16 protein-coding genes, 2 tRNA genes and 1 rRNA gene are annotated in these 20,883 nt (G+C 44.5%); 17 read left to right on the forward strand and 2 right to left on the reverse strand.

The window, feature by feature from the left end; translation table 11 throughout:
• The first annotated feature begins 103 nt into the window (after window positions 1-103).
• Together rrf and ACMXYR_RS01735 are read left to right on the forward strand one after the other, a co-directional pair.
• Window positions 104-219, forward strand: a 5S ribosomal RNA gene (rrf, locus tag ACMXYR_RS01730).
• 429 nt (window positions 220-648) lie between these two features.
• Entirely contained in the window at window positions 649-1,452 is an 804-nt protein-coding gene (locus ACMXYR_RS01735; RefSeq protein ID WP_415883296.1) for a substrate-binding periplasmic protein, read from the forward strand.
• 46 nt (window positions 1,453-1,498) lie between these two features.
• Here the strand turns inward: ACMXYR_RS01735 and ACMXYR_RS01740 are convergent, their stop codons facing one another.
• A complete protein-coding gene (locus ACMXYR_RS01740) occupies window positions 1,499-3,469 on the reverse strand; it encodes a methyl-accepting chemotaxis protein (protein WP_415902674.1) in 1,971 nt (656 codons plus the stop codon).
• 288 nt (window positions 3,470-3,757) lie between these two features.
• Here ACMXYR_RS01740 and carA point away from each other — a divergent pair, with 288 nt between their 5' ends.
• The 3 genes from carA to greA all read left to right on the forward strand — a co-directional run bounded on the left by carA (window position 3,758) and on the right by greA (window position 8,681).
• Window positions 3,758-4,891 (forward strand): glutamine-hydrolyzing carbamoyl-phosphate synthase small subunit, encoded by a 1,134-nt coding sequence (gene carA / locus ACMXYR_RS01745; protein WP_415883298.1) that lies wholly within the window; start codon window positions 3,758-3,760, stop codon window positions 4,889-4,891.
• Window positions 4,892-4,992: 101 nt separating this feature from the next.
• Window positions 4,993-8,202, forward strand: a complete 3,210-nt coding sequence (carB, locus tag ACMXYR_RS01750; protein WP_415883299.1) for a carbamoyl-phosphate synthase large subunit — start codon at window positions 4,993-4,995, stop codon at window positions 8,200-8,202.
• 2 nt (window positions 8,203-8,204) lie between these two features.
• Window positions 8,205-8,681, forward strand: a complete 477-nt coding sequence (greA, locus tag ACMXYR_RS01755; protein WP_415883300.1) for a transcription elongation factor GreA — start codon at window positions 8,205-8,207, stop codon at window positions 8,679-8,681.
• Window positions 8,682-8,752: 71 nt separating this feature from the next.
• On the opposite strand, the gene ACMXYR_RS01760 is transcribed toward greA, so the two are convergent.
• Window positions 8,753-9,055 (reverse strand): YhbY family RNA-binding protein, encoded by a 303-nt coding sequence (locus ACMXYR_RS01760; protein ID WP_415883301.1) that lies wholly within the window; start codon window positions 9,053-9,055, stop codon window positions 8,753-8,755.
• A gap of 149 nt (window positions 9,056-9,204) precedes the next feature.
• Here ACMXYR_RS01760 and rlmE point away from each other — a divergent pair, with 149 nt between their 5' ends.
• The 12 genes from rlmE to rbfA all read left to right on the forward strand — a co-directional run bounded on the left by rlmE (window position 9,205) and on the right by rbfA (window position 20,881).
• Window positions 9,205-9,825: a 23S rRNA (uridine(2552)-2'-O)-methyltransferase RlmE gene (gene rlmE / locus ACMXYR_RS01765; RefSeq protein WP_415883302.1), complete on the forward strand. Its 621-nt coding sequence runs from the start codon at window positions 9,205-9,207 to the stop codon at window positions 9,823-9,825.
• 100 nt (window positions 9,826-9,925) lie between these two features.
• Window positions 9,926-11,884, forward strand: a complete 1,959-nt coding sequence (ftsH, locus tag ACMXYR_RS01770) for an ATP-dependent zinc metalloprotease FtsH (protein ID WP_415883303.1) — start codon at window positions 9,926-9,928, stop codon at window positions 11,882-11,884.
• 80 nt (window positions 11,885-11,964) lie between these two features.
• Window positions 11,965-12,816 carry a dihydropteroate synthase gene (gene folP, locus ACMXYR_RS01775; RefSeq protein WP_415902675.1) on the forward strand — a complete coding sequence of 284 codons (852 nt, stop codon included), beginning with the start codon at window positions 11,965-11,967 and terminating at the stop codon, window positions 12,814-12,816.
• A 15-nt stretch (window positions 12,817-12,831) separates the two neighbouring features.
• Complete coding sequence (gene glmM / locus ACMXYR_RS01780; protein WP_415902676.1) at window positions 12,832-14,184, forward strand: phosphoglucosamine mutase; 1,353 nt, start codon at window positions 12,832-12,834, stop codon at window positions 14,182-14,184.
• A 38-nt stretch (window positions 14,185-14,222) separates the two neighbouring features.
• Window positions 14,223-14,975, forward strand: coding sequence for a triose-phosphate isomerase (tpiA, locus tag ACMXYR_RS01785; protein WP_415883306.1), 753 nt, complete (start codon window positions 14,223-14,225; stop codon window positions 14,973-14,975).
• Window positions 14,976-14,989: 14 nt separating this feature from the next.
• Window positions 14,990-15,373, forward strand: coding sequence for a preprotein translocase subunit SecG (gene secG / locus ACMXYR_RS01790; protein ID WP_415883307.1), 384 nt, complete (start codon window positions 14,990-14,992; stop codon window positions 15,371-15,373).
• Window positions 15,374-15,392: 19 nt separating this feature from the next.
• Window positions 15,393-15,479: transfer RNA gene (locus ACMXYR_RS01795), tRNA-Leu, on the forward strand.
• A gap of 165 nt (window positions 15,480-15,644) precedes the next feature.
• Window positions 15,645-15,721: transfer RNA gene (locus ACMXYR_RS01800), tRNA-Met, on the forward strand.
• Window positions 15,722-15,912: 191 nt separating this feature from the next.
• Window positions 15,913-16,368, forward strand: coding sequence for a ribosome maturation factor RimP (gene rimP, locus ACMXYR_RS01805; protein WP_415883308.1), 456 nt, complete (start codon window positions 15,913-15,915; stop codon window positions 16,366-16,368).
• 33 nt (window positions 16,369-16,401) lie between these two features.
• On the forward strand, window positions 16,402-17,889 hold the full coding sequence (gene nusA / locus ACMXYR_RS01810) for a transcription termination factor NusA (RefSeq protein ID WP_415902677.1): 1,488 nt from the start codon (window positions 16,402-16,404) through the stop codon (window positions 17,887-17,889).
• A 27-nt stretch (window positions 17,890-17,916) separates the two neighbouring features.
• The gene (infB, locus tag ACMXYR_RS01815; RefSeq protein ID WP_415883310.1) at window positions 17,917-20,448 is read left to right on the forward strand and encodes a translation initiation factor IF-2; all 2,532 of its coding nucleotides are present in this window, start codon (window positions 17,917-17,919) and stop codon (window positions 20,446-20,448) included.
• 31 nt (window positions 20,449-20,479) lie between these two features.
• Window positions 20,480-20,881, forward strand: a complete 402-nt coding sequence (gene rbfA / locus ACMXYR_RS01820; RefSeq protein WP_415883311.1) for a 30S ribosome-binding factor RbfA — start codon at window positions 20,480-20,482, stop codon at window positions 20,879-20,881.
• Window positions 20,882-20,883: the final 2 nt, after the last annotated feature.

Consider the following 20,883-nt stretch of genomic DNA (forward strand, 5'->3'; position numbering starts at 1 on the left):
GTAAGACGATAGAGAGTAACGAATTAGCGCGTAGTTAAGCTACAGTCGAAGAACTATCTAGATCAAATAAAAGAAGAATCAGATCTAAGTTGTAACAGTTTTGCTTGGCGACCATAGAGTTGTGGAACCACCTGAATCCATCCCGAACTCAGACGTGAAACGCAGCATCGCCGATGGTAGTGTGGGGCTTCCCCATGTGAGAGTAGGTCATCGCCAAGCATTTAATTAAGAGAAAACCCCGGTCACGCTGTGATCGGGGTTTTTTCGTGTTGGGCTAAAAATACGGTTAAGAGCAGATAGGACCGGCTTGAAGCGGATAAAACCAGGCAGCTTGGTAAGGATGAGTTGTCTTAATTAATCCTAATATTAAACTGAATGCTGTCCTTAGCTGTCCTTAGCTGTCCTTAGCTGTCCTTAGCTGTCCTTAGCTGTCCTTAGCTGTCCTTAGCTGTCCTTAGCTGTCCTTAGCTGTCCTTAGCTGTCCTTAGCTGTCCTTAGCTGTCCTTAGCTGTCCTTAGCTGTCCTTAGCTGTCCTTAGCTGTCCTTAGCAATCTAGATACCCACAACTCAATAAACTTGCTGCTTATTTGTCCTTGTATCTATACTGCTTCTGAGGATTCGGTCTTACAGAGGCGAAAGGTGCTGGTGATGAAGAGCGTTAAGTTCTACTTTAAGTTTTGTTTCATATCATTAATGGCGGTTATCTCTGCTTCTTTGCATGCAGAAGAGTGTAAGGTTTTAACAGCGACAGGGAATTCAGAATATCCACCTTATCTTTGGCGTGCTGATGATGGCACTACCGATCTGTTAGGTGCTAATCGTTTGATAATGGATGAGCTAGGTAAGCGCTTGGGTGTTGATATTCAACTTCAGGATGTCGGTTCATGGGCCAGAGCGCAGGATATGCTTCGCTCCGGAAGGATTGATTTGATGGCTGGGGCTTTTTATACGATCCCTCGGAACCAGTATATGGATTATGTTTATCCAGCTTTCCTCAATACAAAGAGTGTTGTTTGGAGGCGTAAAGGGTCTGGCCTTGTATACGATAAGCGAGAAGACCTTATTGGAAGGTCGGGTGTAACTGTAATAAACAATAGTTTTGGTCAAGAGTTTGATGAGTACGCCAAGGCTAATTTGAATTTGCAGTATGTTGCATCGCTAAAGCAGGCGTTTCTTATGATTAAGCGGTCAAGAGCTGACTACGCGTTGTATGAGCAGAACCCAGGATTGGCTTATGCTGACTTGCTTGGCTATAAATCAGATCTTGAAGTGCTAGACCCAGCTATTAGTAGTGAGGGTTTATATCTTACTGTATCACATAAATCCAAATGCAACACAGGTGCTTTAAGAGGGATGTTAGCTAAAGCAATAAGGGACATGGAGACAGATGGTTTTATGGTTAATGCTTTAACAGTAAGTCTTAAAAACTGGAATGAGTTTTCTGCAAAGTAGTTTGATTAATCGTAAAAAGCCCGGCATAAGCCGGGCTTTTTATTTGTTAATGTAGTTTTGAAATTACTGCGGTTAATTGTTCGCTTGCAAATGATAGCTGCTCAGCTTGTTGTTTGTTTGTTTCAGCTGCAGATTTTGTGTATTGGCTTAATGTATTGGTTGTCTCAATTGTATCTGCTATTTCTGAGGTCACAGAGGTTTGCTCTTCTGTTGACGATGCGATTAAAACACTCATATCGTTAATTTCACTGATTGAGTTTCTAATGATTTTAATTGCTTCTTGAGCGTCTTTTGCAAGATTTACAGTGTCGGTTGCAGCTCTTTGTTGGATACCCATCTTCTCAACAGTTTGCTCGGTCGTTTGATTTAAACGGGTTGTGATTCTTTGAATTTCATCTGCTGATTTTGCGGTGTTTGCTGCAAGGTTTCTCACTTCGTCTGCTACTACAGCAAACCCGCGACCTGTTTCCCCTGCTCGAGCTGCTTCGATTGCTGCGTTTAAGGCCAATAAGTTGGTTTGTTCTGCGAAGCCTTGTATTACACCGAGTACATTTTGTATAGCAATAGAATCTTCTTGTAACGCGTTCAGTGATTCTGATGTTGCTGCAATTTCATTGTTTAACTTATCTATATGATCACCCGTAGCTTTAATTTGTTCATAACCTTTATTTGCAAGTTGCGAGGCTTCTAGTGTTGCTGAGCTGCTTTGTGTTGCTCTCGCTGCTACTTCAGTAAATGAGCTGTTTAGCTGTGTAATTTGTACTACAGCATTTTCAGTGGCTGCTTGTTGCTGTTGCACTGTGTTTTCTAGCTGTGTTGCTTCTGTTATGGCGCTGTTTTGGAGTTGTCTTAAATTGTTGGTTTCCTGCTGGATATCCATAAGGAATTTTTTGAAGAAGCATTGCAGTCTGTCTATAGCGCTATTGAGTGTTTCGGCTTCGGTTAGTCTTGAATTTATTTGGATGTTGCTGCTAAATTTTCCATGTGACAGTTGATCTATATATTCCGTTGTTGCGATCAGGATGCTACCTAATTTACGCAGTAATATGTTCATGGATATGCCAGTTGCAATAATCAGAACGGTACATATTGTCATGATTAGATATACCGAAAACTGAATATCCTCATATCTATCTGCGATAGTGCTGGCGATGCTTGCCACTGAGTGCTCTAAATTAGCCACATTTTTTTGTGCAGCAGAGCTTGATTTATTTTTTTGTTGACTGAACTTTTTCGCATTTTGAAGTTCTTTGGGGTAGCGATTAACAAGATCTTTAATGTTTGCTATAGGTTCATCGCCAATCTCTTCTTTGTCGTTATCGCTCGCAATTTCAATTGCAAGGCCTAGTAAAGAGGAGAGGTCATCTTCATCTTCTGCTTCTTTGAATATGCCGAGTCGATCAAGCTTACTAATTGCTTCTGCGTCTTTCTTAAGTTCAGATAGGATAAATTGAATCTGTTGTAGGCTCTCGTTTTTGTTTTTTTCAAAGTAGCTTTGGCGGCTGTGGCTGAGTAGAGCAGTGTTTTTTTGCAGGCTAAATAGTAAATCTACATAACTATTCTTGATATGGTTTTGATCGTAACTTGCTTTGTCTGCATATTCTTTGACGGATTGTATGGCGTCGTTTAATTCTCTTTCATTATGTATGAGTAATACTTCTGGTTGTGCAAGTTTGCCGGCGGCGCGCATTTCGGTGAGAGTTTTATCCTTTATGTTCTTTAATTGACCTAGAATGCCAGCTTGTATCTCTTCTGGTAAGTTTCTTTGTGTGCTTTCTGAAAGGGCTTCAAGATTCTTTTCTAGTGTCGTTAGTAATGTCGCATCCCCTGTAATCAAATACTTTGAGACAGGCTGTTCTAGCTTTATGTAGATTTCATTAATGTAGCCATGATAGTTGTCTTTCATTTTGAAGGCGGAATCTAGGCGTTCTAAGGACCAAAAAATAGCGGTAGCCAATAAAATTACGATTAGGGCTAATGTTATGCTCGCAATGCGTGTAATTGTCGAAATCTTCATAAGAGGCCTTATGTTTATGAGAGCGGTGTTTGATACAGTTTCTTGCAGTGCTTTTTACTTCAATAATGTGACAGATGTGTTAATTGACCGTTTGTTACATAACTCTTTTTATTGAGTGTGATGGACAGATTGGCGAATTTGGCATAGAATGCAGTCGTTTTGCCTAAGGCAAAATTTACACACAGGTTTCTAAAACAAAAAAGCGAGGTTAACTTCAGGTTTTACCTCGCTTTTTTGCACGTATCGTTTCTGATTTTTGTTGTTGCGCATTTACGCGGGGAGGTTCAATTGGCGAGACCAGCCATTCTTGCTCTTGAAGACGGAAGCATTTTCAAGGGCGTAGCCATTGGCGCAGACGGTCTGTCTAGCGGCGAGGTTGTATTTAATACCTCTATGACGGGTTACCAGGAGATCCTAACGGATCCATCATACTGCCGTCAGATTGTTACCCTGACATATCCACATATTGGTAATACTGGCACCAATACGGAAGATGAAGAATCTTCTCGCACGTGGGCTGCTGGTTTAGTCATTCGTGACCTTCCATTGGTTGCGAGTAACTTCCGTAATGAAAAGAACCTTGATGATTATCTTAAGGATAACAATATCGTTGGTATCGCTGATATTGATACACGACGTTTAACACGCATTTTGCGTGAAAAGGGTTCTCTTAACGGTTGCATCATGGCCGGTGATATTGATGAAGCTAAAGCGCTAGCAGAAGCTAAATCGTTCCCAGGTCTAAAAGGTATGGATCTTGCTCAAGTTGTTACAACTGAAGAGACATACGAGTGGACTTCTTCTACTTGGAAGCTAGGCCAAGGCCATGAAGATAAAACTGCAGCAGATCAAGAGTTTCATGTTGTTGCATATGACTACGGTGTGAAACGCAATATTTTGCGCATGTTGGTTGAACGCGGTTGCCGCCTAACGGTTGTTCCTGCAAAAACACCAGCTGCAGAAGTGCTTGCGATGAATCCAGATGGCGTATTCCTATCTAATGGCCCTGGTGATCCAGAACCATGTGATTACGCAATTGCTGCAATTGAAGAGATCTGCAAAACAGATCTACCTGTATTTGGTATCTGCTTGGGCCATCAGCTACTAGCGTTGGCTTCTGGTGCTAAGACAGTAAAAATGAAGTTTGGTCACCACGGTGCTAACCACCCAGTTCAAGATTTGGATGGCAAGCAAGTGATGATTACCTCTCAAAACCACGGTTTTGCTGTTGACGAAGATGCGCTTCCAGAAAATGTGCGTGCTACGCATAAGTCTCTGTTTGATGGCTCTTTGCAGGGTATTGAGAGAACAGATCGTGCGGCATTTAGTTTCCAGGGCCACCCTGAAGCTAGCCCAGGCCCACACGATGTAGCGCCTCTATTTGATCGCTTCATCGAAGATATGAAGGCTGCGAAAGCTTAATCGCAGTTCGGCCTGAGTTTACAGGCTTTTGAAACGATACAAGGCAGGTGTGAATTAGCCGCCTGCCGCAGTTATTAACTGATACGACTGGTTTATTACCGATGCCAAAACGTACGGACTTAAAAAGTATTTTGATTCTTGGTGCTGGCCCGATTGTTATCGGTCAGGCATGTGAATTCGACTATTCTGGCGCACAAGCTTGTAAAGCTTTGCGTGAAGAAGGTTACCGCGTCATTCTGGTTAACTCTAATCCTGCAACCATTATGACTGATCCAGCGATGGCTGACTCAACTTACATTGAGCCAATCAACTGGAAGACAGTAGAAAAGATTATCGCCAAAGAAAAGCCTGATGCACTTCTACCTACAATGGGTGGTCAGACTGCATTAAACTGTGCTTTGGATCTTGAGCGTGAAGGCGTTCTTGAAAAACATGGCGTTGAGATGATCGGTGCCAACGCTGACACTATCGATAAAGCGGAAGACCGTGATCGTTTCGATAAGGCGATGAAAGCAATTGGCCTTGAATGCCCACGTGCTGCAATTGCTCACAGTATGGAAGAAGCGTTGCAGGTTCAAGCGCAGCTAGGCTTCCCATGTATCATTCGCCCTTCTTTCACTATGGGTGGTACCGGTGGTGGTATTGCGTATAACAAAGAAGAGTTTATCGAGATCTGTGAGCGTGGTCTGGATCTTTCTCCAACGACTGAGTTGTTGATCGACGAATCTTTGATCGGTTGGAAAGAGTACGAGATGGAAGTTGTTCGTGATAAAAACGACAACTGCATCATCGTTTGCGCGATCGAGAACTTCGATGCAATGGGTGTTCACACAGGTGATTCTATCACTGTTGCACCAGCGCAAACGCTTACAGATAAAGAATATCAAATCATGCGTAATGCCTCTTTGGCAGTACTGCGTGAAATCGGCGTAGAAACTGGCGGTTCTAACGTACAGTTTGGTGTAAACCCGAAAGATGGCCGTATGGTAGTAATCGAGATGAACCCTCGTGTATCTCGTTCATCCGCTTTGGCATCTAAAGCGACAGGCTTCCCAATTGCTAAAGTAGCTGCGAAGCTAGCAATTGGTTACACACTAGATGAGCTACAAAACGATATCACTGGCGGTGCTACGCCAGCGTCTTTCGAGCCATCTATTGACTACGTTGTTACTAAGATCCCTCGTTTTACTTTCGAGAAATTCCCGCAGGCAAATGATCGTCTAACAACTCAGATGAAGTCTGTTGGTGAGGTTATGGCGATTGGCCGTACTCAGCAGGAATCTCTTCAGAAAGCGCTTCGTGGTCTAGAGGTTGGTGCGACTGGTTTCGACCCAATCATCGACATTACTAGCGAAGATGCGCGTTCTACGATCGTACGTGAGATGAAAGAGCCGGGTGCTGAGCGTATCTGGTACCTAGGCGATGCATTTCGTATGGGTATGAGCGTTGAAGAACTATACGAGATCAGCGGTATTGATCCTTGGTTCTTGGTTCAAGTAGAAGACATTATCAAAGATGAGCAGCGCGTATCTGAGATGGCAATGTCCGATCTTGATAAAGATGCTGTGTTCCGTCTTAAGCGTAAAGGTTTCTCTGATGAGCGTTTAGCGACTCTTCTTGGTGTATCTGAGAAACAGTTCCGTAAGCATCGTCACAACCTAGATGTGCGTCCAGTTTATAAGCGCGTTGATACCTGTGCGGCAGAATTCGCATCTGATACAGCTTACATGTACTCTTCTTATGAAGAAGAGTGTGAAGCGAATCCTTCTGACCGTGACAAGATCATGGTTATTGGTGGTGGTCCAAACCGTATCGGTCAAGGTATTGAGTTTGACTACTGCTGTGTGCACGCCGCACTTGCAGCGCGTGATGACGGTTTCGAAACAATCATGGTTAACTGTAACCCTGAGACTGTTTCTACTGACTACGATACTTCTGATCGTCTGTTCTTCGAGCCAATCACACTTGAAGATGTGCTTGAAATCGTAAATGTTGAGAAGCCAAAAGGTGTTATTGTTCAGTACGGTGGTCAGACGCCACTGAAACTGGCTGTTGCACTTGAGCAAGCTGGCGTACCAATTATCGGTACTTCTCCAGAAGCGATTGACCGTGCAGAAGACCGTGAACAGTTCCAGCAAATGCTGAAGCGCCTTGGTCTTAAGCAGCCAGAAAACGCGACTGTACGTTCTCTAGAAGAAGCGATCATCGAAGCTGACAAGCTTGGTTACCCACTAGTTGTTCGTCCATCTTATGTACTAGGTGGTCGTGCAATGGAGATCGTTTACAAAGAGGAAGAGCTGCGCCGCTACATGAATACTGCGGTACAAGTATCTAACGACGCGCCAGTATTGTTGGATCACTTCCTAAATGCAGCGGTTGAAGTTGATATTGATGCAGTTTGCGACGGTAAGGATGTAGTTATTGGTGCAATCATGCAGCACATCGAGCAAGCGGGTGTTCACTCTGGTGACTCTGCATGTTCATTCCCTCCGTATAGTCTTGCTGATGATGTTCAAGATGAAATGCGTGAGATGGTACGTAAGATGGCGTTGGAGCTAGGTGTGGTTGGCCTAATGAATACCCAGCTTGCATATCAGGATGGTGAAATTTACGTGATCGAGGTTAACCCTCGTGCATCCCGTACTGTACCGTTTGTTTCTAAGTGTATCGGTGTTTCTCTAGCGAAAATCGGTGCGCAGGTAATGACTGGTAAGACTCTAGCTGAACTTGGCTTCACTAAAGAGATCGTGCCAACATTGTTCAACGTGAAAGAAGCTGTATTCCCGTTCAACAAGTTCCAAGGTGTTGACCCAATTCTATCCCCAGAGATGAAATCTACTGGTGAAGTAATGGGTGTTGGCGCTACCTTCGGTGAAGCGTTTATGAAAGCGCAGATCGGTGCGGGTGAAACTATGCCGCAAGCAGGTAAAGCGTTCATCTCTGTACGTGAAGTTGATAAAGATGCTTCCATGCAGATTGCTAAGGATCTGGTTGAGCTAGGCTTCTCTCTAGTGGCTACTCGTGGTACTGCTAAGCTAATGGCTGAGCAAGGCCTTGAGGTTGAAGTTGTAAACAAAGTGATGGAAGGTCGTCCAAACATTGTTGATATGATCAAGAATGATGAGATTGCTTACATTGTGAATACAACTGAAGGCCGTAAAGCGATCGAAGATTCAGCTGATATTCGTCGTAGTGCTCTACAGCATAAAGTGCCATATACCACTACGTTGGCAGGTGCTGAAGCGATTACTATGGCGCTACAGTACGGCGAAGAGAAAGACGTTCGTCGCGTTCAGGATATAGGAGCATAATTGTGAATCGTGTACCTATGACTGCAGCAGGTGAGAAAGCGCTTCGAGAAGAGCTTGATCAACTGAAAACTGTAGATCGTCCACGGGTAATTGCTGATATTGCAGAAGCGCGTGAACACGGTGACTTGAAGGAAAACGCTGAATACCATGCTGCTCGCGAGCAGCAGGGTTTCATCGAGGGTCGTATTCAGGAGCTGGAAGCTAAGCTGTCTAACTGTCAAGTAATTGATGTAACAGCTATTCCACACTCTGGTAAGGTTATCTTCGGTACTACAGTAACCATCATTAACTTAGATACAGATGAGTCTAAAACTTATCAGATCGTAGGTGATGATGAAGCTGATATCAAAGCGAACAAAATCTCAGTTAACTCGCCGATTGCTCGTGGCCTAGTAGGCAAAGAGGAAGGTGATATCGTAAATATTCAGACGCCGGGTGGCGCTACTGAATATGAGATTGATGAGGTTGCTCATATCTGAGCAGACTAAAAAAGGGTGCCTAGGCACCCTTTTTTGTATTTATGCTGTTTTAATAGCTTGCTCAGTAGATATTAACGTAACAAGTTAGATAGTTTTGGGTTTGGCTCAAGCGCTCTACGGTAAATTAGCGCAATGTGACCAATCTCTTGCACGATCTCAGCTTCAACGATTTCGCATAGTTCGCGAATCAGTTGTTTTTTAACGTCGCGATCACCAACAGCAAACTTTACCTTGATCAGTTCGTGATCTTCTAAAGCGCGATCGACTTCAAGTTGAATAGCTTCAGTTAGGCCTTTTCCTGCTACAGTTACTAGAGGATTAAGTTTGTGGCCTATAGTGCGGTAATGCTTCTTTTGCTCAGTGCTCAAGCTCATATTAAAATACGGTGCCTCAAAGTTTAGCTGGGCGTTTATTGCGAATATTATCTAATACCCTAGTCCAGCATATTTAATTAATTATATTTTACCTGAGTTATGCGGTTCTGAGTAGCGCATGGCTCATTCAATCAAGAGAGTGAAACGAAGTGGCGAAAGCATCAAGTAGTGAACGTTGGTTAAAAGAACACTTTGATGATCATTGGGTGAAAAAATCCAAAGAGCTCGGTTATAGATCGCGTGCTAGTTTTAAGCTGATTGAATTAGATGAAAAAGATAAGCTGCTTAAGCAGGGAATGACGGTTGTGGATTTAGGTGCGGCCCCTGGCGGTTGGTCTCAAGTGGCTGCGGAGCGCGTTGGTGATCATGGTCGAGTGGTGGCATCAGATATTCTGCCGATGGACAGTATGGCGGGTGTGGAGTTCGTTCAAGGTGACTTTACTGAGGAAGAAGTGCTGCATAAAATCCTAAATGCATTAGGAGATGAGCCAGCAGACCTTGTAATTTCAGATATGGCCCCCAATATGAGTGGTATGTCTGCTGTTGATCAGCCGGCAGCAATGTATTTGGTTGAGCTTGCTTTGGATATGGCGCGCGAGGTGTTGAAGCCTGGCGGTACGTTTGTCGCTAAAGTATTCCAAGGTGAGGGTTTTGATCAATATTTAAAAGATATGCGTACAAGTTTTGACAAAGTGGTTACGCGTAAGCCTGATTCTTCTCGAGCTCGTTCCCGTGAAGTCTACCTTTTAGGTAAAGGTTTTAAAGGTTAATTAGTGTTTTAGTAGTCAATCGTGGCTGCATAGTATAGTGTTTAGCGTTTTCTATAACGCCTAACAAAATCAGCAAATTGAGGGTATTCCATTGAATGATATGGCGAAAAATCTAGTTCTATGGCTGGTGATCGCAGCGGTATTGCTGACTGTTTTTAATAATTTTAATGAAAAGGCCGAGTCTAACCGACTAAGTTACTCTGATTTTGTCAAAGAAGTTCAGGATGATCGTGTGACTAAAGTCATTATTGATGGCTATATTATTCAGGGCCAGCGCTCTAACGGTGATATGTTTGAAACCGTACGCCCAGCGCTTCAGGACCCTAAACTGGTTGATGATCTAATTAATCACAATGTTGTGATTGAAGGTAAGCAACCAGAGCAGCAGAGTATTTGGACTCAGTTGCTAGTCGCTTCTTTCCCTATCCTTGTCATTATTGCAGTGTTCATGTTCTTTATGCGTCAGATGCAAGGCGGTGGTGGCAAAGGCGGTCCAATGTCTTTCGGTAAGTCCAAAGCGCGTATGATGAGCGAAGATCAGATTAAAACGACCTTCGATGATGTTGCTGGCGTTGAAGAGGCTAAGGAAGATGTTCGTGAGCTAGTAGATTTTCTTCGTGATCCGGGTAAATTTCAGCGCCTAGGCGGCCATATTCCACGTGGTGTGTTGATGGCGGGTAATCCGGGTACTGGTAAAACCTTGTTGGCGAAAGCAATAGCCGGCGAAGCGAAAGTACCGTTCTTTAGTATTTCTGGTTCTGACTTCGTAGAGATGTTTGTAGGTGTGGGTGCATCCCGTGTTCGTGACATGTTTGATCAAGCGAAGAAAAATGCGCCATGTATTATCTTCATCGACGAGATCGACGCTGTAGGTCGTCACCGTGGTGTTGGCATGGGTGGTGGTAATGATGAGCGTGAACAGACATTGAACCAGTTATTGGTAGAGATGGATGGCTTTGAAGGCAGTGAAGGTATTATCGTAATCGCTGCAACTAACCGTCCAGATGTACTTGATCCTGCACTTCTGCGTCCAGGTCGTTTTGACCGTCAGGTACATGTAGGTCTTCCAGATATTCTTGGTCGTGAGAAAATTCTTAAAGTGCACATGCGTAAAGTGCCATTAGGTGAAGACGTTAAGCCTGATCTGATTGCGCGTGGTACGCCTGGTTTCTCTGGTGCTGATCTAGCGAACCTTGTAAACGAAGCAGCCCTATTTGCAGCACGCGCTAACAAACGTACTGTAAGTATGATTCAGTTTGAGCAAGCGAAAGACAAAATTATGATGGGCGCTGAGCGTAAATCTATGGTGATGTCTGAAAAAGAGCGCTTGAATACAGCATACCATGAAGCTGGCCACGCGATTGTTGGTCGCCTAATGCCAGAGCATGATCCTGTGTATAAAGTTTCTATTATTCCGCGCGGTCGTGCGTTAGGTGTGACTATGTTCTTGCCTGAAGAAGATCGTTATAGCCATAGCCGCCAATCTATCTTGTCTAACATTTGTTCACTTTACGGTGGCCGAATTGCGGAAGAGATGACACTGGGTAAAGAAGGTGTAACCACAGGTGCATCGAACGATATTCAGCGTGCGACTTCATTTGCTCGTAGCATGGTAGCGAAATGGGGTTTGAGTGAAGAGCTTGGGCCATTGCTATACGATGAGGAAGAGTCAGATCCATTTAACCGTGGCTATGGTCAAGGTGCTAAACCGCTAGCAGAAGAGACGCAGCGTCGTATTGACACTGAAACGCGCAAGATTATCGATGAGTGTTACCAGAAGGCAGAGCAAATTCTGGAAGATAATCGCGATATTCTAGAGACTATGTGTCAGGCTCTGATGAAGTATGAAACGATCGATAGTAAGCAGATTGATCAGCTAATGAATCGTGAAGAAGTATCTGCTCCAGAAGGTTGGGTGGAAGAAGACAAAAGCGGTTCAGATCATGGTGCCAGCGAAAACGTAAATGCTGATACTGATACTGAATCGAAGGCTGATGATCGATCAGATGATGATTCAGATCAGGACATTCCACGCTCACCAGATAATAATATTCACTAAACACAAGGTGAATATGAAAAGGCTGGCTTTGTAGAAAGTCAGCCTTTTTTCATTGTATAAAGTAATGAAGAACAGGATCTATGCGCCAGTTAGTCTGTGGTAATCGAACTCTAAACTTAGCTGATACCCATGTTATGGGGATTTTGAATGTTACGCCCGACTCGTTCTCAGATGGCGGAACGTTGTATTCCAATCAGCAAGTAAGATTGGATAATGTCATTCGACAAGCTGAAGGGATGGTGACCGACGGTGCGACTATCTTGGATGTGGGTGGTGAATCTACCCGACCAGGCGCTGCTCCAGTGACTCTAGACGAAGAGCTAGGTCGAGTGCTTCCAGTTGTAGAGAAAATAGCATCAGAGCTAGATGTGGTTATCTCCGTTGATACCAGTACTCCTGAAGTAATAACTGAGTCAGTTAAACTAGGTGCGGGTTTAATCAATGACGTTAGAGCTCTTGGACGCGAAGGTGCACTAGTGGCCGCCGCTAAAACCAATCTGCCTATCTGCTTGATGCATATGCAGGGGAGTCCGGCGACAATGCAGGATGCTCCTTCGTATGATGATGTTCTAGATGATGTTGAGTACTTCTTACTGCAGCGAGTGAAAGCGTGCGAAGCGGCGGGGATTACAAAAGATAGATTACTACTAGATCCAGGGTTCGGGTTTGGTAAGAGCGTAGAGCATAATCTACGTCTAATGAATAATTTAGATAGATTGAAGCAACATGACCTGCCCATATTAATAGGGACGTCTAGAAAATCGATGATAGGCGCTGTTCTCAATAGAGAAGTTGAGCAACGACTACCAGGTAGCTTAGCCACTGTTGCGCTTGCTGTAATGCAAGGTGCAGAAATAATTCGTGTACATGACGTTGCGGAAACGGTTGATGTAGTGAAGATGACCCGTGCGGTTATGGCTGAGACGGTATAAAAGGAATATAAGTTAATGAGTAAGCGTTATTTTGGTACTGATGGTATTCGTGGCAAAGTTGGCCAATTTCCAGTAACTCCTGATTTTGTTCTTAAGCTGGGTTGGGCTGCAGGTAAGGTATTCTCGAGAGAAGGCCACAGTAAAATACTGATTGGTAAAGATACTCGAATTTCAGGTTACATGTTTGAATCTGCTTTAGAAGCGGGCTTGTCTGCTGCTGGTGTGGATGTCTTACTCACCGGTCCTATGCCAACCCCTGCAGTGGCTTATCTAGCACGTACTTTCCGTGCTGACGCTGGTATCGTCATTAGTGCATCTCATAATGCTTACTACGATAACGGCATTAAATTCTTCTCTTCAGAAGGTACTAAGCTGCCTGACGAAATTGAGCAGGCGATTGAAGCGCAGATGGATATCGCAATGACGACGGTCGATTCTGCAGAGCTAGGTAAAGCGCGTCGTATCGATGATGCTGCAGGTCGTTACATTGAATTTTGTAAGGCTACTGCTGGTGGTATCAGTCTGAAAGGCTTAAAGATAATCTTAGACTGTGCCAATGGTGCGACCTATCACGTTGCGCCTGCTGTATTTTCAGAATTGGGTGCAGAAGTTGTTGAGATAGCATCGGCGCCAGATGGTCTAAATATCAATGAAAAATGCGGTGCTACTGCTACGCAGCGTTTGCAAACGGTCGTTACGGCAGAAAAAGCAGATTTAGGTATCGCTTTAGATGGTGATGGCGATCGCGTGATTATGGTTGATCACCTTGGTGAAGAAGTCGATGGCGATGAGCTTCTATACATGATTGCTGCGCAAATGCGTCGTGAAGAATCATTCCATGGTGGGGTTGTTGGGACGTTAATGACTAACTTCGGCCTAGAGCAAGCTTATGCGCGTGAAGGTATTCCATTTGTTCGTGTAAATGTTGGCGATCGTTATGTAATGGAACAGCTATACAAACATGATTGGTTACTCGGTGGCGAGAGCTCGGGTCATATCGTTTGCCGTCATCTAACAACTACAGGTGATGGTACGGTTGCAGCATTGCAAGTACTTAAGGCGATCGTTGAAACCGGTGAAACGTTGAATACTCTTCGTCACGGTATGACCAAATTACCGCAGAAAATGATCAATGTGCGTATGGCGCAAAAGTACAATATTGCTGAGGTTGAAGAGATCAGTGTTGCCGTTGCTAAAACTGAAGCGCAATTAGGTGATCGAGGCCGTGTTTTACTTCGTCCGTCAGGCACTGAACCTGTGGTTCGCGTTATGATCGAGGGTGAAAACGAAGAAGAAGTTAACAGCTTGTGTCAGCAGTTGGCGGATGAGGTTGAAAAAGCACTGCTTGCGCTTGAAAGTTCAGAGTAAGCCAGTTAATATTTGCGCCTCTTTAAATGGGGGTATAAATGCGTACAGCCTTAGTAGCCGGTAACTGGAAAATGAATGGTAATTCAGCATCTATCAATACGTTGATGGAAGGCCTGAATGCTGAGCTTAAATCCAATGCTGTTGATGTGCTGGTTTGTCCGCCGTCTATATACCTATCTCAAGTTCAAGCATTGACTGCTGATTCTGTTATTGCACTGGGTGCACAGAATGTAAGCGAGCAAAATAACGGTGCTTTTACGGGTGAGATCTCTTTAGAGATGTTGAAAGATTTAAGCTGCGAATACGTTATTCTTGGTCATTCCGAGCGTCGTAGTTTGTATGCTGAGTCAGACGAGCTGGTTGCTGATAAATTTAAAGCAACAGTTGCTGTTGGCTTGAAGCCAATCCTATGTGTTGGTGAAACGCTTGAAGAGCGTGAAGAAGGAAATACACTTGCGGTTGTTGAACGACAGATAAAAGCTGTTGTAAATGCTGCAGGTATCGAACAATTTAAAGATGCTGTAATCGCTTATGAGCCAGTATGGGCTATAGGTACAGGTAAAACTGCGACGCCGGAACAGGCGCAAGAAGTACATGCAGCTATTCGTAATATGATTGCTGAATGTGATGCTGAGCTAGCTAGCAAAATGCGTATCTTGTATGGTGGCAGTGTTAATGCTGCTAACGCAGCTGAATTGTTCGCGAATGAAGATGTTGATGGGGGGCTTGTTGGTGGAGCATCCCTTAAAGCAAACGACTTTATTGCCATCTGCCAAGCGGCAGGTGCATAACTGACGGTTCTGAGATGGAAACAGTAGTTTTAATTATTCATGTATTGTTAGCAGCCGCTGTAATTGGCTTAATTTTGCTGCAGCAAGGCAAGGGTGCTGAAGCTGGCGCTTCATTTGGTGCAGGTGCTTCGCAGACTGTTTTTGGTAGTACCGGTAGCGGTAACTTCCTTTCTCGCGTAACAGGCATTGTTGCTGCGGGCATTTTTGTTACAAGCTTTGTTTTAGCTGTATACGCTAAAGAAAAAGCTGATTCTGTTGGTGATGCAGGTATTCCTTCTGCTGAGCTTATCGAAAGCAAAGCAGCTGAGTCTGCTGTTGCTGAAGAGCCAGCGCTACCTGTTTTTGATGAATCTAAGCCAAAAGCGCCTGTAGATTCTGACATTCCTCAAAATAACTAACAGTTTCTAAAAGTTTGTTGCCCAAGTGGTGGAATTGGTAGACACGCTATCTTGAGGGGGTAGTGGCCGTCAGGCCGTGCCGGTTCAAGTCCGGCCTTGGGCACCATATTTCTTGATTAAGAGCCTCAGTACATATACAATTTGCACCAGTTTTTGGATAAGTGAATTGTTTATTCAGTAAGTCTCTTATTCTTTGAAGTCAAAAAGCTAAATTTCGGTTAGCTATCAAGACTTCAGGTCCACAGAAATGTTGGATCATTTAGGTTTTTGATGCGGGGTGGAGCAGCTTGGTAGCTCGTCGGGCTCATAACCCGAAGGTCGTTGGTTCAAATCCAGCCCCCGCTACCAACCTTATTTTTACGTAAGGCCCCTTTTAAGGGGCTTTTTCGTAGGTAAAATGCAGAGTCTTTAATCTAAGGGTTTGCATATCGGGAATGGGTCATTAGACCCATTTTTTGTTTTTGAAATTTACGATATTAAATCTAACTTATTGTTTTATAAGTGTTTAATATCTTAGTGTTAGAACGGGTGGGTTATTCGTGTCAGCGAAAATGAAACTATTACAAGAGTTGATTGAGCCTTCAGTTACAGCGCTGGGGTTTGAACTCTGGGGTATTGAGTTTCTCTCACAGGGAAAACACAGCACCCTACGGGTGTATATCGATTCTGATAACGGCATTAACGTAGATGATTGCGCTAAAGTCAGCCATCAGGTCAGCGGAATTATGGATGTAGAAGATCCGATTGCAGGTAACTACACCCTTGAGGTGTCCTCTCCAGGTATGGATCGTCCTCTATTTACACTTGAGCAGTTTGAAGCCTATGCAGGATCTGTTATTCAGGTTCGCTTACGAATTGCGTTTGAAGGCCGCCGTAAATTTAAGGGTGTGCTGAATGGTGTTGAAGGCGACGACATTCTGGTAGTGGTCGACAATGAAGAATATATGCTGCCGATTGAGTACATCGATCGTGCAAACATTATCCCTCAGTTCTAAACGTGGATTAGAGGTCTTAGGCGAGGCAGAAGCATGAATAAAGAGATTCTGTTGGTTGCGGAAGCAGTTTCTAACGAGAAAGATGTTCCGAAAGAAGTAATTTTCGAAGCGATTGAAGTTGCACTAGCAACGGCAACTAAGAAGCGTTACGACGAAGAAGCGGATATTCGCGTAGTTATTGATCGAGCTACAGGCGATTACGAAACTTTCCGCCGCTGGTTGGTTGTGAGCAACGAAGAAGTACCTGCACTAGGTACTGAACTGACGATGGAGGAAGCTGAAGAGATTGATGCTTCTCTAGAGCCAGGTAGCGTACATGAAGAACAGGTTGAATCTGTTAAGTTTGGTCGTATTGCGGCACAAACAGCTAAACAGGTTATCGTTCAGAAAGTTCGCGAAGCAGAGCGTGCGAAAGTTGTTGAATTGTACCGTGATCGTCAAGGTGAATTGATCTCGGGCAGTGTTAAAAAAGTAACGCGCGATAACATTATTGTAGATCTAGGTAACAATGCTGAAGCATTGCTGCCTCGCGATCAGCTAATCCAGCGTGAAGCATTCCGCATGGGTGATCGTGTACGTGCGGTTCTTCTTGAAGTTCGCTCTGAAGGCCGTGGTCCTCAGTTGATCTTGAGCCGTTCTTGCAACGAAATGTTGATTGAACTGTTCCGTATCGAAGTGCCAGAGATTTCTGAAGAAGTGATTGAAATTCGTGCGGCGTCTCGTGATCCAGGTTCACGTGCGAAGATCGCCGTTAAGACGAATGATGGCCGTATCGATCCAGTTGGTGCATGTGTAGGTATGCGTGGTTCTCGTGTACAGGCTGTATCTAACGAATTAGGTGGTGAGCGTGTTGATATCGTGCTTTGGGACGACAACCCAGCGCAGTTGGTTATCAACGCAATGGCACCTGCAGATGTTGCATCTATCGTAATGGACGAAGAGACACATTCGATGGATGTGGCAGTTGCTGAAGAAAACTTAGCGATGGCGATTGGTCGTAGTGGCCAGAACGTACGTTTGGCTTCTGAGCTTACATGCTGGGAACTAAACGTGATGACTGAAGAAGATGCACAAGAGAAGCATCAATCTGAAGTTGGTTCTGTGATCGATACATTCATCAACCACCTAGACGTTGATGAAGATGTTGCTGAAGTGTTGGTAGAAGAAGGTTTCACAACACTTGAAGAAGTTGCTTACGTTCCTGTTGATGAGATGTTAGAAATCGATGGTTTCGACGAAGCTATCGTAGAGGAACTACGTAAGCGTGCGAAAGATGCACTTCTAAACCTTGCTATCGCAAGTGAGGAAAAACTTGATAGTGCAGAACCAGCAGCAGACCTGTTGGAGATGGACGGTATGGACAAGCACCTAGCTTACCTACTGGCCGCGCAAGGTGTAATTACTATGGAAGATCTAGCAGAACAGTCTATCGATGACCTGCTAGGTATTGAAGGCCTGGATGAAGAACGAGCTGCAGCGTTAATCATGACTGCTCGTGCTCCATGGTTTGCTGAAGAGTAAAGATTAACGGAAGAGGAGCCTCCTAACATGGCAGAAGTAACAGTTAAGCAGCTTGCCGAAATGGTTGGTGTTTCCGTTGAGCGTTTGCTAGAGCAAATGCAGGAAGCAGGCATTTCAGGCAAGAATGAAAAAGCAGAAGTATCTGAAACTGAGCGTCAATCATTGCTAAATCATCTTAAGCGCAGCCACGGTGAAGATGCAGATGATGCAGAACCTAAGAAAATTACGCTTAAGCGTAAAACTACATCGACACTAAAAGTTTCTGGTGCTTCTGGGAAGAAGAAGACTGTGAACGTTGAAGTACGCAAGAAACGTACTTATGTGAAACGTTCAGAAGTGGAAGGTGTTGAAGGCGAAGCTGATCAGCAAGCTGAAGCACAGAATGCTGAAGAGTTGCGCTTAGAAGAAGAGCGCAAACAGCAGGAAGCGGAAGCTCAAGCCGCACGTGAAGCTGAAGAGAAAGCCGCTAAAGAGCGCGAAGCTGAAGCACAGCAGAAGCGTGAGCAAGAAGCTAAAGCTGCTGAACAGAAGAAGCAAGAAGCTCAAGCCGCTGAGAAAGCTAAGCAGAAGAAAGAAGAAGAAGCGAAGCGTCGTAAGGCTGAAACCGAACAGCGTTTCAAAGCTCAAGAGCAAGCTAAGAAGAACGAAGATAACCGTCGTGGTAAAGGCAAGAAAAAAGGCAACGACAACCGTGGTCAGCAGGATCGTCGTGGCGGCAAAATCAGCCGTAACCGTGGTAAGAACGGCAAGCCTCTTTCTAATAAGCCAAATGAACATGGCTTTAAAGAGCCAACAACTCAACAGGTAATGGAAGTCTCTATTCCTGAGAGTATTACGGTTGCAGATCTTGCTAAGAAGATGAACGTTAAGGCTGCTGAAGTGATCAAGGTAATGTTTGGTATGGGCGCTATGGCGACTATCAACCAAGTTATCGATCAGGATACAGCAACGCTTGTTGTAGAAGAGATGGGCCACACTCCTAAGCCAATGCAAGAAAACGCGGTAGAAGAAGCGTTGATGGAAAGCATTCAGGCGCAGCAGGGTGATGCTGAAGGTCGCGCACCGGTTGTGACTGTAATGGGTCACGTAGACCACGGTAAAACGTCTCTACTAGATTACATTCGTTCTTCACGAGTAGCGTCTGGTGAGTCTGGTGGTATTACCCAGCATATCGGTGCCTACCACGTAGATACTGATAACGGCATGGTTACATTCCTTGATACTCCGGGCCACGCTGCGTTTACCGCAATGCGTGCACGTGGTGCCTCTGTAACCGATATCGTAATCCTAGTAGTTGCAGCAGACGATGGCGTAATGCCACAGACTGAAGAAGCGGTTCAGCACGCCAAAGCGGCTGGCGTACCTCTAGTTGTTGCTGTTAACAAGATCGATAAAGAACAAGCTGATCCAGATCGTGTTAAAAACGAATTGGCAGCACTGGACGTTATCCCAGAAGAATGGGGTGGTGAGAACCAGTTCGTAAACGTATCTGCTAAATCAGGTCAAGGTATTGAAGAGCTTCTGGATGCAGTACTACTGCAGTCTGAAATCTTAGAACTTGAAGCTGTACCTAATGCTCCTGCTCAGGGTGTAGTAGTTGAATCACGCTTAGATAAAGGTCGTGGTCCAGTTGCTACTGTACTTGTACAGAACGGTACGCTACGTAAAGGTGATATCGTACTTGCAGGCCTTCACTACGGCCGTGTACGTGCAATGCTGGATGAGAACGGTAAGCCTATCGATTCCGCTGGTCCTGCGATCCCTGTAGAAATCCAAGGTCTGGATGGTACACCAAACGCAGGTGACGAATTCACTATGGTATCTAACGAGAAGAAAGCACGTGAAGTTGCTCTATTCCGTCAGGGTAAATACCGTGATGTTAAGTTGGCTCGTCAGCAGAAATCTAAACTTGAGAACTTGTTTGCAAACATGCAAGCGGGTGATGTTAAGACTTTCAACATCGTACTGAAGACAGACGTACGTGGTTCTTTGGAAGCGCTAACGCATGCTCTAGAAGATCTATCTACTGATGAAGTTAAAGTGAACATCGTATCTGGTGGTGTAGGTGGTATCGCAGAAACTGATGCTAACCTTGCGGTAACAGCAGATGCATTGATGGTTGGCTTTAACGTTCGTGCTGACGCTCAGGCGCGTCAGGTGCTAGAGCGTGAAGGTATTGAACTACGCTACTACAGCGTAATCTACGACATCATTGATGACGTTAAACAGGCGATGGGCGGTCTGCTATCTCCTGAATACCGTGAAGAGATCGTGGGCATTGCTGAAGTACGTGATGTATTTAAAGCGCCTAAGATCGGTGCGGTTGCCGGCTGTATGGTTACAGAAGGTACTGTCTTCCGTAACAAACGTATCCGTGTCCTACGTGAAAACGTTGTAATCTATGAAGGTGAACTAGAATCTCTACGTCGCTTCAAAGATAACGTTAACGAAGTACGTCAGGGTATGGAGTGTGGTATCGGCGTTAAGAACTACAACGACGTTAAAGTCGGAGACCAAATTGAGGTTTACGACACAGTTGAAATTCAGCGCACACTTTAACGTTGCAAATACAAGGTAATAAATAACCTTTATGGCACGCGATTATAGTCGTACATCTAGGATTGCTGACCAGCTCCAACGTGAGCTGGCGCAGCTGATCCAGTTTGAAATAAAAGATCCACGCTTAGGTATGGTTACAGTTAGCCATGTCAAAGTCAGTAAGGATCTAGGTTTTGCTGATGTCTACATCACTGTTTTACCACTTAATGGTAAAGATGAAGCAGAAGCAATTATTGATTCACTAAAAGTACTGAACAATGCTGCAGGTTTCCTTCGTGGAGAACTGTGTCGTAACGTTCAGCTACGTGTTATGCCGCAACTGCGTTTCCATTTCGATGAAACGATCGAGCGTGGTAGACATCTACATCATCTGATTGAGGCGGCTATCCGTCAGGAAAATCAGAGCGCTTCTAAAGACGCTGACGAGGAATAATC

The organism is Neptuniibacter sp. QD29_5 (assembly GCF_047778125.1).
Taxonomy (GTDB): Bacteria; Pseudomonadota; Gammaproteobacteria; order Pseudomonadales; family Balneatricaceae; genus Neptuniibacter.

What these genes read in the sequence shown, in the direction of transcription:
- ACMXYR_RS01735 (WP_415883296.1), top strand. Translation starts at nt 649, where the DNA reads ATGAAGAGCGTTAAGTTCTACTTTAAGTTTTGTTTCATATCATTAATG.
- ACMXYR_RS01740 (WP_415902674.1), bottom strand. Translation starts at nt 3,469, where the DNA reads ATGAAGATTTCGACAATTACACGCATTGCGAGCATAACATTAGCCCTA.
- carB (WP_415883299.1), top strand. Translation starts at nt 4,993, where the DNA reads ATGCCAAAACGTACGGACTTAAAAAGTATTTTGATTCTTGGTGCTGGC.
- ACMXYR_RS01760 (WP_415883301.1), bottom strand. Translation starts at nt 9,055, where the DNA reads ATGAGCTTGAGCACTGAGCAAAAGAAGCATTACCGCACTATAGGCCAC.
- ftsH (WP_415883303.1), top strand. Translation starts at nt 9,926, where the DNA reads ATGGCGAAAAATCTAGTTCTATGGCTGGTGATCGCAGCGGTATTGCTG.
- folP (WP_415902675.1), top strand. Translation starts at nt 11,965, where the DNA reads ATGCGCCAGTTAGTCTGTGGTAATCGAACTCTAAACTTAGCTGATACC.
- glmM (WP_415902676.1), top strand. Translation starts at nt 12,832, where the DNA reads ATGAGTAAGCGTTATTTTGGTACTGATGGTATTCGTGGCAAAGTTGGC.
- tpiA (WP_415883306.1), top strand. Translation starts at nt 14,223, where the DNA reads ATGCGTACAGCCTTAGTAGCCGGTAACTGGAAAATGAATGGTAATTCA.
- secG (WP_415883307.1), top strand. Translation starts at nt 14,990, where the DNA reads ATGGAAACAGTAGTTTTAATTATTCATGTATTGTTAGCAGCCGCTGTA.
- nusA (WP_415902677.1), top strand. Translation starts at nt 16,402, where the DNA reads ATGAATAAAGAGATTCTGTTGGTTGCGGAAGCAGTTTCTAACGAGAAA.
- infB (WP_415883310.1), top strand. Translation starts at nt 17,917, where the DNA reads ATGGCAGAAGTAACAGTTAAGCAGCTTGCCGAAATGGTTGGTGTTTCC.
- rbfA (WP_415883311.1), top strand. Translation starts at nt 20,480, where the DNA reads ATGGCACGCGATTATAGTCGTACATCTAGGATTGCTGACCAGCTCCAA.